At 69.9% G+C, this 14851-nt stretch carries 14 protein-coding genes; 7 read left to right on the top strand and 7 right to left on the bottom strand.

The genetic code is table 11. The features are described from left to right. Positions 1 to 29 precede the first annotated feature (29 nt). From ACIRQH_RS34545 to ACIRQH_RS34520, 6 genes are all read left to right on the top strand, one after another. Positions 30 to 1028 carry a LacI family DNA-binding transcriptional regulator gene (locus ACIRQH_RS34545; protein WP_203659742.1) on the top strand — a complete coding sequence of 333 codons (999 nt, stop codon included), beginning with the start codon at positions 30 to 32 and terminating at the stop codon, positions 1026 to 1028. A gap of 166 nt (positions 1029 to 1194) precedes the next feature. Beyond that, on the top strand, positions 1195 to 2550 hold the full coding sequence (locus ACIRQH_RS34540) for an ABC transporter substrate-binding protein (RefSeq protein ID WP_388876743.1): 1356 nt from the start codon (positions 1195 to 1197) through the stop codon (positions 2548 to 2550). A gap of 8 nt (positions 2551 to 2558) precedes the next feature. Then, positions 2559 to 3530 carry a sugar ABC transporter permease gene (locus ACIRQH_RS34535; RefSeq protein ID WP_358820210.1) on the top strand — a complete coding sequence of 324 codons (972 nt, stop codon included), beginning with the start codon at positions 2559 to 2561 and terminating at the stop codon, positions 3528 to 3530. Beyond that, entirely contained in the window at positions 3527 to 4402 is an 876-nt protein-coding gene (locus ACIRQH_RS34530) for a carbohydrate ABC transporter permease (protein ID WP_358820211.1), read from the top strand. Before ACIRQH_RS34535 ends, ACIRQH_RS34530 begins: the two co-directional genes overlap by 4 nt. 39 nt (positions 4403 to 4441) lie before the next feature. Next, complete coding sequence (locus tag ACIRQH_RS34525) at positions 4442 to 6043, top strand: glycoside hydrolase family 13 protein (RefSeq protein WP_388876747.1); 1602 nt, start codon at positions 4442 to 4444, stop codon at positions 6041 to 6043. Positions 6044 to 6098: 55 nt separating this feature from the next. Beyond that, positions 6099 to 8270 (top strand): discoidin domain-containing protein, encoded by a 2172-nt coding sequence (locus ACIRQH_RS34520; RefSeq protein ID WP_404228759.1) that lies wholly within the window; start codon positions 6099 to 6101, stop codon positions 8268 to 8270. Here ACIRQH_RS34520 and ACIRQH_RS34515 read toward each other — a convergent pair. The 4 genes from ACIRQH_RS34515 to ACIRQH_RS34500 are packed head-to-tail and all read right to left on the bottom strand — an operon-like array spanning position 8239 to position 11670. After that, the gene (locus tag ACIRQH_RS34515) at positions 8239 to 9051 is read right to left on the bottom strand and encodes an ABC transporter ATP-binding protein (protein ID WP_388876753.1); all 813 of its coding nucleotides are present in this window, start codon (positions 9049 to 9051) and stop codon (positions 8239 to 8241) included. The two genes, ACIRQH_RS34520 and ACIRQH_RS34515, sit on opposite strands and share 32 nt — an antisense overlap. Positions 9052 to 9074: 23 nt before the next feature. Continuing rightward, the gene (locus tag ACIRQH_RS34510; protein ID WP_388876903.1) at positions 9075 to 9845 is read right to left on the bottom strand and encodes an ABC transporter permease; all 771 of its coding nucleotides are present in this window, start codon (positions 9843 to 9845) and stop codon (positions 9075 to 9077) included. A 47-nt stretch (positions 9846 to 9892) separates the two neighbouring features. Next, entirely contained in the window at positions 9893 to 10702 is an 810-nt protein-coding gene (locus ACIRQH_RS34505) for an ABC transporter permease (RefSeq protein WP_358820216.1), read from the bottom strand. Continuing rightward, entirely contained in the window at positions 10699 to 11670 is a 972-nt protein-coding gene (locus ACIRQH_RS34500; RefSeq protein WP_388876757.1) for an ABC transporter substrate-binding protein, read from the bottom strand. Before ACIRQH_RS34500 ends, ACIRQH_RS34505 begins: the two co-directional genes overlap by 4 nt. A 185-nt stretch (positions 11671 to 11855) precedes the next feature. Between ACIRQH_RS34500 and ACIRQH_RS34495 the strand changes: the two genes are divergently transcribed. Further along, positions 11856 to 12671, top strand: a complete 816-nt coding sequence (locus tag ACIRQH_RS34495; protein WP_358820218.1) for an IclR family transcriptional regulator C-terminal domain-containing protein — start codon at positions 11856 to 11858, stop codon at positions 12669 to 12671. Here ACIRQH_RS34495 and ACIRQH_RS34490 read toward each other — a convergent pair. From ACIRQH_RS34490 to ACIRQH_RS34480, 3 genes are read right to left on the bottom strand one after another with little or no spacing between them, the layout of a single operon-like run. Next, a complete protein-coding gene (locus ACIRQH_RS34490; protein ID WP_404228755.1) occupies positions 12622 to 13557 on the bottom strand; it encodes a PDR/VanB family oxidoreductase in 936 nt (311 codons plus the stop codon). The genes ACIRQH_RS34495 and ACIRQH_RS34490 overlap by 50 nt on opposite strands. Next, positions 13554 to 13733 carry a hypothetical protein gene (locus ACIRQH_RS34485; protein WP_358820220.1) on the bottom strand — a complete coding sequence of 60 codons (180 nt, stop codon included), beginning with the start codon at positions 13731 to 13733 and terminating at the stop codon, positions 13554 to 13556. Before ACIRQH_RS34485 ends, ACIRQH_RS34490 begins: the two co-directional genes overlap by 4 nt. Next, complete coding sequence (locus ACIRQH_RS34480; protein WP_404228753.1) at positions 13730 to 14794, bottom strand: Rieske 2Fe-2S domain-containing protein; 1065 nt, start codon at positions 14792 to 14794, stop codon at positions 13730 to 13732. The genes ACIRQH_RS34485 and ACIRQH_RS34480 overlap by 4 nt, the downstream gene beginning before the upstream one ends. Positions 14795 to 14851 lie beyond the last annotated feature (57 nt).

Raw genomic sequence — 14851 nt, 5'->3', positions numbered from 1 at the left:
CTTGCATTTCTTGCGCTATTCTTGCGAACATGACGCGACGACTTGCTCAGGTGGCGAAGAAGGTCGGGGTCAGCGAGGCCACGGTCAGCCGGGTGCTCAACGGCAAGCCCGGAGTCTCCGATTCCACCCGGCAGGCGGTTCTCTCCGCCCTGGACGTCCTCGGCTACGAGCGGCCGACCCAGTTGCGCGGCGAACGCGCGCGGCTCGTCGGGCTGGTCCTGCCCGAGCTGCAGAACCCGATCTTCCCGGCCTTCGCCGAAGTGATCGGCGGGGCGCTCGCCCAGCTCGGTCTCACACCCGTGCTGTGCACCCAGACCAAGGGCGGCGTCTCCGAGGCCGACTATGTGGAACTGCTGCTTCAGCAGCAGGTCTCCGGCGTGGTCTTCGCCGGCGGTCTCTACGCCCAGGCGGACGCTCCGCACGACCACTACCGGCAGCTCGCGGACCGCAATATTCCGGTGGTGCTGGTCAACGCGGCCATCGAGCACCTCGGTTTCCCCTGCGTCTCCTGCGACGACGCGGTCGCCGTCGAGCAGGCCTGGCGCCATCTCGACTCCCTCGGCCACGAGCGCATCGGCCTCGTCCTCGGCCCCGGCGACCACATGCCCTCGGGTCGCAAACTCGCCGCCGCGCGCGCCCTCGCGCCGCAGTTGCCCGACGAGCACGTCGCCCGGGCGATGTTCTCGCTGGAGGGCGGCCAGGCCGCGGCCACCCGGCTGCTCGACCGGGGCGTCACCGGCATCATCTGCGCGAGCGACCCGCTCGCGCTCGGCGCCGTGCGGGCCGCCCGCCGCAAGGGGCTCAGTGTTCCGGGCGAGATCTCCGTGGTCGGCTACGACGACTCGGCCTTCATGAACTGCACCGAACCCCCGCTCACCACCGTCCGCCAGCCGATCGAGGCCATGGGACGTGCCGCGGTGGAGCTGCTCAACGCGCAGATCGGCGGCAGCAGCGTGACAGCCGAAGAGCTCCTGTTCGAGCCTGAGTTGGTGGTGCGCGGGTCGACAGCGCAGGCCCCCCGCGGCTGAAGTTCCCGCAACCATACGCCACAGGGATCCCTATCGCTGTCAAATAATTACAGATTCTGCGCGACATCTTGCGGACAGATGTCGTCGGTGCTTGAGTGTGCGGCGCCAGAACACGGCGGCGCGCCCGCCGTGGGCCTTCCTCGCTCCAGCCCGAAGGGGTCCACCAATGAGAAGTACCGGGTTCCGCCGTACCTTCGTCACGCTCATGGCGTCGTCCGTCGTGCTCACCGCCGCCGCGTGCGGTTCGAGCGACGACGACGGCAAGGCGGCCGACGGAAAGACCAGCATCACCGTCAACTGCGAGCCGCCCAAGAGCGCCAAGGTCGACCGCTCGTTCTTCGGCGCCGACACCAAGGCCTTCGAGAAGGCCAACCCGAACATCGACGTCGTCACTCATGACGCGTTCCCCTGTCAGGACCCCAAGACCTTCGACGCCAAGCTCGCCGGCGGCCAGATGGAGGACGTGTTCTACACGTACTTCACCGACGCCAAGCACGTCGTCGACGTCAACCAGGCCGCCGACATCACGAGTTACGTCAAGGACCTCAAGAGCTACAGCAGCATCCAGCAGCAGCTGCGCGACATCTACACCGTCGACGGCAAGATCTACGGCGTCCCGCGCACCGGCTACTCGATGGGCCTCATCTACAACAAGGCCCTCTTCAAGAAGGCCGGCCTCGACCCCGACAAGCCCCCGGCCACCTGGGAGGAGCTGCGCGCGGACGCCAAGAAGATCGCCGCGCTCGGCAAGGGCACCGTCGGCTACGCCGACTACAGCGCCCAGAACCAGGGCGGCTGGCACTTCACCGCCGAGCTCTACTCGCAGGGCGGCGACGTCGTCAGCGAGGACGGCAAGAAGGCCAGCGTCGACACCGCCGAGGGCAAGGCCGTCCTGCAGAACCTCAAGGACATGCGCTGGAGCGACAACTCCATGGGCAGCAAGCAGCTGCTGGTCATCAACGACGTCCAGCAGATGATGGGCTCCGGCAAGCTCGGCATGTACCTCTCCGCGCCCGACAACATCCCGATCCTGGTCAAGGAGAAGGGCGGCAACTACAAGGACCTCGGACTGGCTCCGATGCCCGGAGGCAAGGGCACGCTCATCGGCGGCGACGGCTACATGTTCAACAAGAAGGACTCGCCGGCCCAGATCAAGGCGGGCCTCAAGTGGCTCGACTCCATGTTCCTGACGCCCGGCGACGGCTTCCTCGGTGACTACGCCCGCGCCAAGCAGAACAACGCCCCGGTCGGCCTGCCCGAGCCGCGCCTGTTCACCGGCGCCGCGGACGCCAAGGACCAGGAGGTCAAGAAGGCGAACGCGAACGTGCCGGTGGAGAACTACCAGCCCTTCCTCGACGGCAACCAGGGCCTCGACATGAAGATCGAGCCGCCGCAGGCCCAGCAGATCTACTCCGTCCTCGACGGCGCGGTGTCAGCGGTCCTCACCAAGAAGGACGCCGACGTCGACCAGCTCCTCAAGGACGCCTCCGGCAAGATCGACTCCATCCTGGCCCGAGGCTGACACCGTTCATGAAGACCGCATCGAAGCCCCCCGCAGCGTTCCCTCCGGCCGCCGTCGGCGCGCCGGAGGCGGCGCGGCCGGCGGGACGCCGGCCCGGGACACCCTGGCGCCGGCGCCTGGCCGACCAGTCCCGCGCCTACGCGTTCCTCACCGGCGGCGTGCTCTGCTTCGTGCTGTTCTCCTGGTACCCGGCGATCCGCGCGGTCGTGATCGCCTTCCAGAAGTACACGCCCGGCAGCGGCGGTGAATGGGTCGGCACCGCCAACTTCACCCGGGTCTTCCACGACCCGGAGTTCACCGCCGCCTGGCGCAACACCCTCACCTTCACCCTGATCGCCCTGCTCATCGGCTTCGCCGTCCCCTTCGTACTGGCGCTGGTGCTCAACGAACTGCGGCACGCGAAGGCCTTCTTCCGCGTCGTGGTCTACCTGCCGGTGATGATCCCGCCGGTGGTCAGCGCCCTGTTGTGGAAGTGGTTCTACGATCCCGGAGCGGGCCTCGCCAACGAGGCGCTGCGCTTCCTGCACCTGCCCACCTCGAACTGGTCCAACGGCGCCGACACCGCACTCGTCTCGCTGGTCATCGTGGCCACCTGGGCCAACCTCGGCGGCACCGTCCTCATCTACCTCGCCGCACTGCAGAGCATCCCCGGCGAGCTGTACGAGGCGGCCGAGCTGGACGGCGCGAGCCTCCTCCAGCGCGTCCGGCACGTGACGATCCCGCAGACCCGCTTCATCATCCTGATGCTGATGCTGCTGCAGATCATCGCCACCATGCAGGTGTTCACGGAACCGTTCGTGATCACCGGCGGCGGCCCCGAGGACAAGACCGTCACGGTGCTCTACCTGATCTACAAGTACGCCTTCCTCTACAACGACTTCGGAGGGGCCTGCGCGCTGAGCGTCATGCTGCTCGTCCTGCTGAGCGCCTTCTCCGCGGTGTACCTGAGGCTGACCCGCTCGGAAGGGGACGACGCATGAGCACGCGCACCCTGGTCTCCCCGCTCACCCTGGCACGCCCCCGCGGCAAGGCCGCCTACTGGACCGTCTTCTGCGGAGTCGTCCTGCTCTTCGCGCTGGCCTTCCTGTTCCCCGTCTACTGGATGGTGACCGGCGCCATGAAGTCGCCGGACGAGGTGACGCGCACACCGCCGACCCTCGTCCCCGACAAGTGGCACCTGACCGGCTACACCGACGCGTGGGACCTGATGGACCTGCCCACGCACCTGTGGAACACGGTCGTCCAGGCGGCGGGGGCCTGGATCCTCCAGCTCGTCTTCTGCACCGCCGCCGCGTACGCCCTGTCCAAGCTGAAGCCGGCCTTCGGCAACGTGATCCTCGGCGGCATCCTCGCCACCCTGATGGTCCCGGCGCAGGCCCTGGTCGTCCCGAAGTACCTGACGGTCGCCGACCTGCCCCTCATCCACACCAGTCTGCTGAACGACCCGCTCGGCATCTGGCTGCCGGCCGTCGCCAACGCCTTCAACCTCTATCTCCTCAAACGCTTCTTCGACCAGATCCCGCGCGACGTCCTGGAGGCCGCCGACATCGACGGCGCCGGGAAACTGCGCATCCTGTGGTCGATCGTGCTGCCGATGTCCCGGCCCGTCCTCGGCGTCGTGTCGATCTTCGCCCTGGTCGCCGTGTGGCAGGACTTCCTCTGGCCGCTGATGGTCTTCTCCGACACCGACAAACAGCCGATCAGCGTGGCACTCGTCCAGCTGTCGCAGAACATCCAACTGACCGTGCTCATCGCCGCGATGGTGATCGCGAGCATCCCCATGGTCGTGATGTTCCTGGTCTTCCAACGGCACATCATCGCCGGGATCAGCGCGGGCAGCACCAAGGGCTGACGCCTGTACGTGACCTCCTCGAACGAAAGGCATCGCACCGTGGGACAGCCCCGCCCTGCCCAAAATCAGTCCGCGTGGTGGCGATCCGCCGTCATCTACCAGGTGTATGTCCGCAGCTTCTCGGACGGCGACGGCGACGGCACCGGCGACCTCGCGGGTGTCCGCGCCGGACTGCCCTATCTCGCCGAACTCGGCGTGGACGCACTGTGGTTCAACCCCTGGTACCGCTCGCCCATGGCCGACGGCGGCTACGACGTCGCCGACTACCGCTCCATCGACCCGGCCTTCGGGACGCTCGCCGAGGCGGAGAAGCTCATCGCCGAGGCCCGTGAACTGGGTATCCGCACTCTGGTCGACATCGTGCCCAACCACATCTCCGACCAGCACCCGTGGTTCCAGGCGGCCCTGGCGGGCGGTCCGGAGCGCGAGCTGTTCCACTTCCGTCCCGGACGCGGTGAGAACGGCGAACTCCCGCCCAACGACTGGCCCTCCCAGTTCGCCGGCTCCACCGAGCCCGTCTGGACCCGGCTGCCCGACGGCGACTGGTACCTCCATCTCTTCACGCCCGAGCAGCCCGACCTCAACTGGGACCACCCGGCCGTCCGGCAGGAACACGAGGAGATCCTGCGCTTCTGGTTCGACCGGGGCGTCGCGGGCGTCCGCATCGACTCGGCCGCGCTGCTCGCCAAGGACCCCGACCTGCCGGACTACGTCGAGGGCGTCGACCCGAACCCGTACGTCGACCGCGACGAACTCCACGACATCTACCGCTCCTGGCGGTCGGTCGCCGACGCCTACGACGGTGTCTTCGTCGGCGAGGTGTGGCTCCCCGACACCGAGCGCTTCGCCCGCTACCTGCGCCCGGACGAACTGCACACCGCGTTCAACTTCTCCTTCCTGTCCTGCCCCTGGGACGCGGCCCGGCTGCGTACCTCCATCGACGACACCCTCGCGGAGCACGCGCCCGTCGGGGCGCCGGCCACCTGGGTGCTGTGCAACCACGACGTGACGCGCACGGTCACCCGTTACGGCCGCGCCGAGACCGGCTTCGACTTCACCGCCAAGACCTTCGGTACCCCCACAGACCTCGCCCTCGGCACCCGAAGGGCCCGGGCCGCCGCCCTGCTCTCGCTCGCCCTGCCCGGCTCCGTGTACGTCTACCAGGGCGAGGAACTCGGCCTGCCCGAAGTCGAGTTGCCGCTGGAGAGCATCCAGGACCCGATGTACCTCCGCTCCGGCGGAACGGACCCGGGCCGCGACGGCTGCCGTGTTCCGCTGCCCTGGGCGGCCGGGGCGCCCCACGCCGGGTTCGGCGGTGACCCGTGGCTTCCGCAGCCCGCCGACTGGCCTGCCTACGCGGCCGACCGGCAGGCCGGGGATCCCGACTCGATGCTGAGCCTGTACCGGGCCGCCCTCGGCATCCGCCGCGCCGAACCCGGATTCGGGGACGGGCCGCTCACCTGGCTGCCCGCACCCGAGGGCGTCCTCGCCTTCGCCCGCGCCGACGGCCTGCTCTGCGTCGTCAACCTGGCCGACGGACCGGTCGAGCTCCCGGCGCACTCCGAACTCCTGCTCGGCAGCTCCGCGTTGGACGCCGACGGATTCCTCCCACCGGACACGGCGGTCTGGCTGCGCGCCTGACACCGCGCCGGAACGCACACCGCTGTACCCACCCCCACCTCGAAGGGATCAGCACATGCACAGCAGCACTGTCGGACGCATGCCCCTCGCGTGCGCCGCGGCCGTCGCCCTCGCCGCCGGCATGCTCGGCGTCACCACGGCCCACGCCGCGGTGGCGGCGGCGGGCGCGAGCCTCCCCTTCGCCTCGGTCGAGGCGGAGTCGGCCACCACCACGGGCACGAAGATCGGCCCCGACTACACGCAGGGAAGCCTCGCCTCGGAGGCCTCCGGCCGGCAGGCCGTCCGCCTGTCGGCGGGCCAGCGCGTCGAGTTCACCGCCCCCCGCGCGGCCAACGCGGTGAACGTCTCCTACAGCGTCCCCGACGGCCAGTCGGGGACGCTCGACGTGTACGTCAACGGCACGAAGATCTCCAAGACCCTCGCGGTCACCTCCAAGTACTCCTACGTGGACACGTCCTGGATCGCCGGCGCCAAGCAGCACCACTTCTTCGACAACACCCGGCTGCTGCTCGGCCAGAACGTCCAGGCGGGCGACAAGATCGCCTTCCAGGCCACCTCGGCCCAGGTCACCGTCGACGTGGCCGACTTCGAACAGGTCGCCGCCGCGACCCGGCCCGCGGGGTCGGTGTCCGTCACCGACAAGGGCGCGGACCCCAGCGGGCAGGGCGACTCCACCCAGGCATTCCGGGACGCGATCTCCGCGGCCCAGGGCGGCGTCGTGTGGATCCCGCCGGGCGACTACCGAGTCACGTCCTCGCTCAGCGGCATCCAGAACGTGACCCTCCAGGGTGCGGGCGGCTGGTACTCCGTCGTCCACGCCTCCCGCTTCATCGACCAGGGCAGCTCCTCGGGCGGCGTCCACCTCAAGGACTTCGCGGTCATCGGCGAGGTCACCGAGCGCGTCGACTCCAACCCCGACAACTTCGTCAACGGGGCCCTGGGTCCCGGGAGTTCGGTCTCCGGGATGTGGATCCAGCACCTCAAGGTCGGCCTGTGGCTGACCGGCAACAACGACAACCTCGTGGTGGAGAACAACCGCATCCTCGACACCACCGCCGACGGACTCAACCTCAACGGCAACGCGCACGGCGTCCGCGTGAGCAACAACTTCCTGCGCAACCAGGGCGACGACTCGCTCGCCATGTGGTCGCTGAACGGCGCGGACAGCAACTCCACCTTCGAGGGCAACACCATCTCGCAGCCGAACCTCGCCAACGGCATCGCGATCTACGGCGGCACCGACATCAGCGTCAAGAACAACCTGGTGTCCGACACCAACGCGCTCGGCAGCGGCATCGCCGTGTCCAACCAGAAGTTCCTCGACCCCTTCTCCCCGCTGGCCGGCACGATCACCGTCGACGGCAACACCCTGGTGCGCACCGGCGCGGTCAACCCCAACTGGGGCCACCCGATGGGCGCGCTGCGGGTCGACTCCTACGACAGCGCGATCAACGCGACCGTCAACATCACCAACACGACGATCACCGACAGCCCGTACAGCGCCTTCGAGTTCGTCTCGGGCGGCGGCCGCGGATACCCCACGTCCAACATCAACGTGACCGGTGCGACCGTCAAGAACACCGGGACGGTCGCCGTCCAGGCCGAGACTCCGGGCTCCGCGAAGTTCAGCAACGTCCAGGCCACCGGCGTCGGTGCGGCCGGCATCTACAACTGCCCCTACCCGAGCGGCTCGGGCACGTTCACCGTCACCGACGGCGGCGGCAACTCCGGCTGGAGCAGCACCTGGTCGAACTGCTCGGCCTGGCCGCAGCCCGGCCAGGGCACTCCGCCGCCGGACCAGAACGCCAACCTGGCCAAGGGCCGTCCGGCCACCGCCACCGGCTCCCAGGACGTCTACACCCCGGGCAGAGCCGTCGACGGGAACGCCGACAGCTACTGGGAGTCGAGCAACAACGCCTTCCCGCAGGCCGTCACGGTCGATCTCGGCTCCGCACAGGCCGTCCGCCGCGTCGTCCTGAAGCTGCCGCCCGCCGCCGCCTGGGCGGCGCGCACCCAGACCCTGTCCGTGCTGGGCAGCACCGACGGCGCCGGCTACGCCACGGTCGCCGGCTCGCAGGGCCGGCGCTTCGACCCGGCCACCGGCAACACCGTGACGATCGCGCTGCCGGCCGGTACGAACCTGCGCTACCTGCGGCTGAACGTCACGGCCAACACCGGCTGGCCCGCCGCGCAGCTCAGCGAAGTGGAGGCGTATCTGTCCTCGTGAGGGTCTCCCCGCGCTTCGCCGCCTGGATCTGCTGGTACACATGGGTCCGCAACTCGGCGAAGCGCGGGGCCACGCGCGTGTGCAACTGGTCCCTCTCGTCCGGCAGATCGATCTTCAGCTGTTCCCGCACGACGGTGGGGGAGGCCGACAGGATCAGGACCCGCTCGCCGAGATAGACCGCCTCGTCGATGTCGTGCGTCACGAACAGGACGGTCATGCCGCGCTGCCGCCACAGCCGGCGCACCAGGTCCTCCAGGTCGGCACGGGTCTGCGCGTCGACCGCCGCGAACGGCTCGTCCATCAGCAGCACGTCGGGTTCGTAGGCCAGCGCCCGGGCGATGGCGACGCGCTGCTGCATCCCGCCGGACAGCTGCCACGGATAGGCGTCGGCCGCGTCGGACAGACCGACGGACTCCAGCGCGTCGGCGACCAGTTCGCGCCGCCGGGCCCGGCCCAGCTTCTTCTGCCTCAGGGGCAGTTCGACGTTCTCGCCGACCCGCATCCACGGGAAGAGGCTGCGTCCGTACTCCTGGAAGACGAAGGCCATGCCGGGCGGCGGTCCGCTCACCGGGTGCCCGGCGAGCCGCACCTCGCCCGACGTCGGGGTGAGCAGCCCGGCCATGCACTTGAGCAGCGTCGTCTTGCCGCAGCCCGACGGGCCGACCAGGCAGACGAGTTCACCCGTGTCCACGGAGAAGGTGAGGTCGCGGACCGCCTCCACCCGGCGCCCCGACCCCTCATAGACCTTCCGCAGGCCGGTTACGACCAAAGACGCGTGCATGGACCGCCCTTTCGCGAGCGTCGTCACGGGGACCGCCGGGAGGAGTCCCGCAGACCGTGGTACCAGCCGAGCACCCGGCGCTCCACGAGCTGGAAGACGGCCGAGAGGAGGAAGCCGAGCAGGCCGAGGACGAGGATCCCGGTCCACATGTCGGGGATCGCGAAGCCGCGCTGGAACTGCACGATGGTGAAGCCGAGGCCGTTGCTGGCCGCGAACATCTCACTGATGACCATCAGGATGATCCCGATGGACAGCGCCTGCCGCAGCCCGGCGAAGATCTGCGGGCTCGCCGCGGGCAGCACCACGGCGCGCAACCGCGCCGGGCCGGTGATCCCGTACGAGCGGGCCGTCTCGGACATCACGGAGTCGACGGCGCGGACCCCCTCGACCGTGTTGAGCAGCACCGGCCAGACGCACCCGCTCGCGATCACGGCGATCTTCATGGTGTCGCCGATGCCCGCGAACAGCATGATGACGGGCACGAGGACGGGCGGTGGCACCGCGCGCAGGAACTCCAGCACCGGTTCGCACACGGCCCGCACCTTCCGGTACGAGCCGATGAGCGTGCCGACGGCGACCCCGGCGAGGGCCGCCACCGCGTAGCCGGCGAGCAGCCGCAGCAGACTGGGCAGCAGGTCGGTGCGGAGCCTGTCGCCCGTCCAGACGTCCGGGAACGTCTTCAGGATCGTGCGCAGCGGTGGCCAGTACACGTTCGTGCTGCCGTCCGAGGCGAGCCACCACACGACGAGGAGCACGGCGGGGAGCGCGACGACGAACAGCAGCCCCCGCAGCAGAAGGACGCTCCGGACGTTCGGCCGGGTGCGGCCGGAGGTCTTCCCCGTCACACCGCCACCTCCCCGCGCACCGACTGGTGCCAGGCCAGCGCGTGCCGCTCCACCGACCGCGCCCCCACGTTGATCAGCAGTCCGAGCAGCCCCGTGACGACGATCAGCGCGTACATCTCGGGTACCGCCTGCGAGGTCTGGGCGACCGCGATGCGCGCTCCCAACCCCGGCGCACCGATGACGAGTTCGGCGGTGACGGTCAGGATGAGCGCGACGGCCGCGGCGAGCCGGACGCCGGTCATGACGTACGGGAGGGCCGTCGGCCACAGCACATGGCGTATCCGCGCCCAGGTGCCGAGTCCGTACGAGCGCGCCGTCTCCTCGGCGACCGGGTCGACGTCCCGCACCCCGTACATGACCTGGACGAGGACCTGCCAGAAGGACGCGTACACCACGAGGAGGAGCACCGAGCGCAGTTCGGTGCCGTAGAGGAGGACGGCGAGCGGGATGAGGGCCACCGAGGGGATGGGCCGCAGGAACTCGATGGTCGAGGCGGTCGCCTCCCGCAGATACGGCACCACCGAGACGGTCACCCCGGCCACGATGCCCGCGCCGACCGCGATGGCGAGGCCCAGCGCCCAGCCGGTGAGGGTGTCGCCGAGGTCCGTCCAGAAGGCGCGCTCGCCGATCTCGTCGACGAGCGCGCCGGCGATGCGGCTGGTGGGCGGGAAGTACCGCTCCTTGACGATGCCGAGGCGCGGCACCACCTCGCCGAGGGCGAGGAAGGCCGCGAGGCCGGCGGCGCCGAGAGCGGCGTTCGGGACCCCTCCGGCGGAGCCGCCTCCGCGTGGCTGCTTCCGCTTCACGGCAGCAGCTTGTCCAGGTCGGGTGCCGTCTTGAAGAGCCCGTCCTGCTCGCCGAGCTGTTCCAGCGCCTCGATCGAGGCACGGTTCGCCCCGGCCGGCCACTTCGGCAGGGTCACCTTCGCGAGGACGGCCGCCGGGATCTTCGTGTACGTGGTGACGATCTCGCGGACCTCGTCCGGGTGGGCGTCCGCGTAGGCGAGGGACTCCGCCGTCGCCTCCTGGAACTTCTTGACCGTGTCCGGATGTTGCTGCGCGTACTGGTTCGAGGTGAAGTACATGGCGACGGTGAGGTCCTTGGCCACGTCGACCAGGGACGAGGCGATCTCGGTGGCGCCCTGGCTCCTGACGGTGGCGAGCGCGGGCTCGACGACCATGGCGGCGTCGATCTGTCCGCTGTCGAGGGCCGCGGGCATCTGGTCGAAGGCCAGCTCGACGAACTTCACCTTCGCCGGGTCGCCGCCGGCCTTGCGCACGGACTCGCGCACCGCCGTCTCGTTGATGTTCTTCAGGGTGTTGACGGCGACCTTCTTGTCCTCCAACTGCTTCGGCGAGGTGATCGCGCTGCCCTTCTTGACCGTGATGGCGCCGAAGTCCTTGCCCGTGACGCCCGTCGAGGCGACGCCGTTGGCGATGGCGCGCACGGGAACGTTGTTCGACTGGGCGACCATCAGCGAGGTCATGTTGGAGAAGCCGAACTGGAACTGGCCCGAGACGACGCCCGGCACGATCGCGGCGCCGCCCTGCGCCGTCGTCAGGGACAGCTTCAGCCCGTGCTTCGCGTAGAAGCCCTTCTTCTGGCCCAGATAGACGGGGGCGACATCGACGATGGGGATGACGCCCAGCTTGACCGTGGTGGTACCGCCGGACGACGCGTTCTTGTCCGAGGCGCCACCGCCGTCGGACGAACCGCAGGCCGACGCGGCGACCAGGAAGGCTCCGACCGCGATACCGGCGAGCAGACGACGCATGGCTCCTCCTGTGCAGACGTAAGGGTTCCGACAGGTTGTGCGCAGACCGCACAATGGTGCACAGCGCGAAGGTAGAACCCCGCCGGAGCCGGGTCAATGGCTCTGGCTGACAATATTGTTGACAGTTGTCGAAGTGTGCTCCCGGTCGCGCGGGGAGCGCTCCGCGCGTCCCTCTGGAGGCGACGATGTCCGCGGCAGCCCGAGCGCCCCACTTCGTCCGGTCCTTCGAGCGCGGGCTGGCCGTGATCCGCGTCTTCGGCGCCGACCGGCCCGAACTGACCCTCAGTGAGGTCGCGCGGGGCTGCGGCCTGACCCGCGCCGCGGCGCGCCGGTTCCTGCTGACCCTGGCCGACCTCGGATACGTCCACACGGACGGCCGGACCTTCCGGCTCACCCCACGCGTCCTGGAACTCGGCTACGCCTACCTCTCCGGCTTCACCCTCTCCGAGATCGCCCTGCCCCATCTGGAACAACTCGCTGAAACGGTGGGGGAGTCGAGCTCGCTGTGCGTTCTCGACGGCGACGACATCGTGTACGTCGCGCGGGTCCCCACCCGGCGCATCATGGCGGCGACGATCACCGTCGGCACCCGCTTCCCGGCCCATGTCACCTCCGTGGGGCGGGTGATCCTCGCGCATCTCACGGACGAGGAGGCCGACGCCCGGCTGGCCCGCGCCGACCTGCGGCCCCTCACCGCACGCACCGTCGTGTCGGCCGACCGCCTGCGCACGGAACTCCGCCGGGTGCGACGGCAGGGCTACGCCGTCGTCGACCAGGAACTGGAGGAGGGCCTGCGGTCGGTCGCCGCCCCGGTGCGCGACCGGGACGGCGCCGTCGTGGCCGCCGTGAACATCCCCGTGCACGCCAGCCGCCACACCCTCGACTCCGTCCGCCGCGACCTGCTGCCCCACCTGCTGGACACGGTCGCGCGGATCGAGGCGGACCTCGGTGTCACAGGTCCAGCACGAGCCTCTTCCCGTGACAGCGCGACACGCAGATGAGCATCGTCTCGCCCGCCTCCCGCTCCTCGTCCGAGAGCACCGAGTCCCGGTGGTCCGGCGTGCCGTCGAGCACGTCCGTCTCGCAGGTCCCGCAGGTGCCCTCGGTGCAGGAGAAGAGCACCTCGACGCCGGCCGCGCGCACCGTGTCGAGGACGGAGACTCCGGGGACGACGGTCACCGTCCGTCCGGACCGTTCCAGCACGACCTCGAACTCCGGCTCTGTGTGCGGCTCTTGGAGCTTGGGGCGGAACCGCTCGACGCGCAGCCGTTCCGCCGGGCAGGCCGCCTCCACCGCGTCGAGGAGCGGCCCCGGACCACAGCAGTAGACCAGGGTGCCGTCGGGAAGGCCGTTCAGCACCGGGGGGAGAGCGAGCGGACCCGTCTCGTCCTGCGGGGCGAGCGTGACCCGCTTCCCGTACCGCTCCAACTCGCCGGTGAACGCCATGGATCCTCGGGTGCGTCCGCCGTACAGCAGCGTCCACTCCGCACCCGTCGCCTCGGCGGCGGCGAGCATCGGCAGAATCGGTGTGATGCCGATGCCGCCCGCGACGAACCGGTAGTGCGGGGCGGGCACGAGAGCGAAGTGGTTGCGCGGCCCCCGGACCCGGACCACGGCCCCCTCCGCCAACCGCCCGTGCACATGGGCCGATCCGCCCCGGCCGTCCGGCTCCCGCAGCACCGCGATCCGCCATTCCCCGCGCTCCGCCGGGTCCCCGCACAGGGAGTACTGGCGCTCCAGTTCGGGCCCGAGAACGAGGTCGACATGGGCGCCCGGTTCCCAGGAGGGGAGTTCCGCCCCCTGGGGATGGCGCAGGGTCAGGGCGAGCACGCCGTCGGCGGCGGACTCCCGCCGCGCGACGACGAGTTCGGCCTCGAATGCGTTCATGAACCGCCGTCCCCCGTTCCGTCGGTCCCGTGTCCCTCGGGGTGGCCGAGCATCCACTCCCACATCGCGGTCGGGTCCTCGGCGGTGTGCTCGGCGCCGCAGTGGCAGGTGCCGTGCAGCACGTCCGTACCCGGAAGCCAGTCCACGCGGTAGATCTCCCCGGTCGGGCCGCTCACCGGACCCTCTCCATCGGCTTGTCGCCCTCCTCGGCCAGCCGGGCCAGGATGCGGCGGGCGGCCAGGCCGCCGGTGTCGATGTTGATGCTCAGCTCCTGGTAGCCGGAGCGTTCGGTACCGAGCGTCCGCTGAAGGAGGTTGAGCGCGTCGACGTCCTGCATGACCACCGTGTGGTTGAAGTCCCGCAGGAAGGTGGTGACTTCGTCGTCCGAGCGGGCGAAGTCGCGGGAGACCGCCCAGAAGTCGTACACCTTGCCGTCGGCGGACGGCGTGATGGCGTACGTGATCTCGGTGTGGAAGGCGTTCGGGTCGCTGCCGTCCGGCTCCGGCGTCACGCCGGCCGGCGCGATCCTGCTGTGCAGCAGATAGAGGCACGGCGCGTGGTACTCGATGTCCTGCCAGCGGGTGATGCGGCCCGCGATGCCGGTCGAACGGGCGTAGAAGGGCGGGCACTCGGCGTCGTCCATGTGCCGGGAGACCCGCACGATTCCCGCGCCCTCGTTGACCTCGGTGGAGATCGGCGTCTCCGCGACCTCGGGCGTCCCGATGTACCCGCCGTGCAGGTACGTCTCGTGGGAGAGGTCGAGGAGGTTGTCGACGAGGAGTCCGTAGTCGGCGTCGATGGGCTCCATGCCGCTGACCGTCGTCCACTCCGGCGCGTCCATGTGCCGGGCGCGCGGCACGGCTTCCGGGTCGGCGAGCGCGGGGTCGCCGATCCACACCCAGACGAACAGGTCCTGCTCGACGATCGGGTAGGAGGCGACCCGGGCGGTGCGCGGTATCCGTTTTTGCCCCGGCACGTACACGCAGGTCCCGGTCGTGTCGTAGGTGAAGCCGTGGTAGCCGCAGACGATCCGGTCACCGTCGAGCCGGCTCTCGGAGAGCGGGAAGCGGCGGTGCACACACCGGTCGGCCAGCGCGACGGCCGTCCCGTCCTCCTCGCTGCGGTAGAGGACGAGCGGCTCTCCGAGGACCGTCCGGCCGAGCAACTCGCGCCCCACCTCGTAGGTGTAGGCGACGACGTACCACTGGTTCCTGGCGAAGGAGGTCATGTGCGGCATGGGGCGGCTCCCGTCTCTGCGTGGTGGCGCCATCGTCGGGACGGACCGCGCGGGCCC

It is taken from the genome of Streptomyces sp. NPDC102279 (assembly GCF_044766365.1).
GTDB lineage: Bacteria > Actinomycetota > Actinomycetes > Streptomycetales > Streptomycetaceae > Streptomyces.
This window is presented reverse-complemented; position numbering and strand designations above follow the sequence as displayed.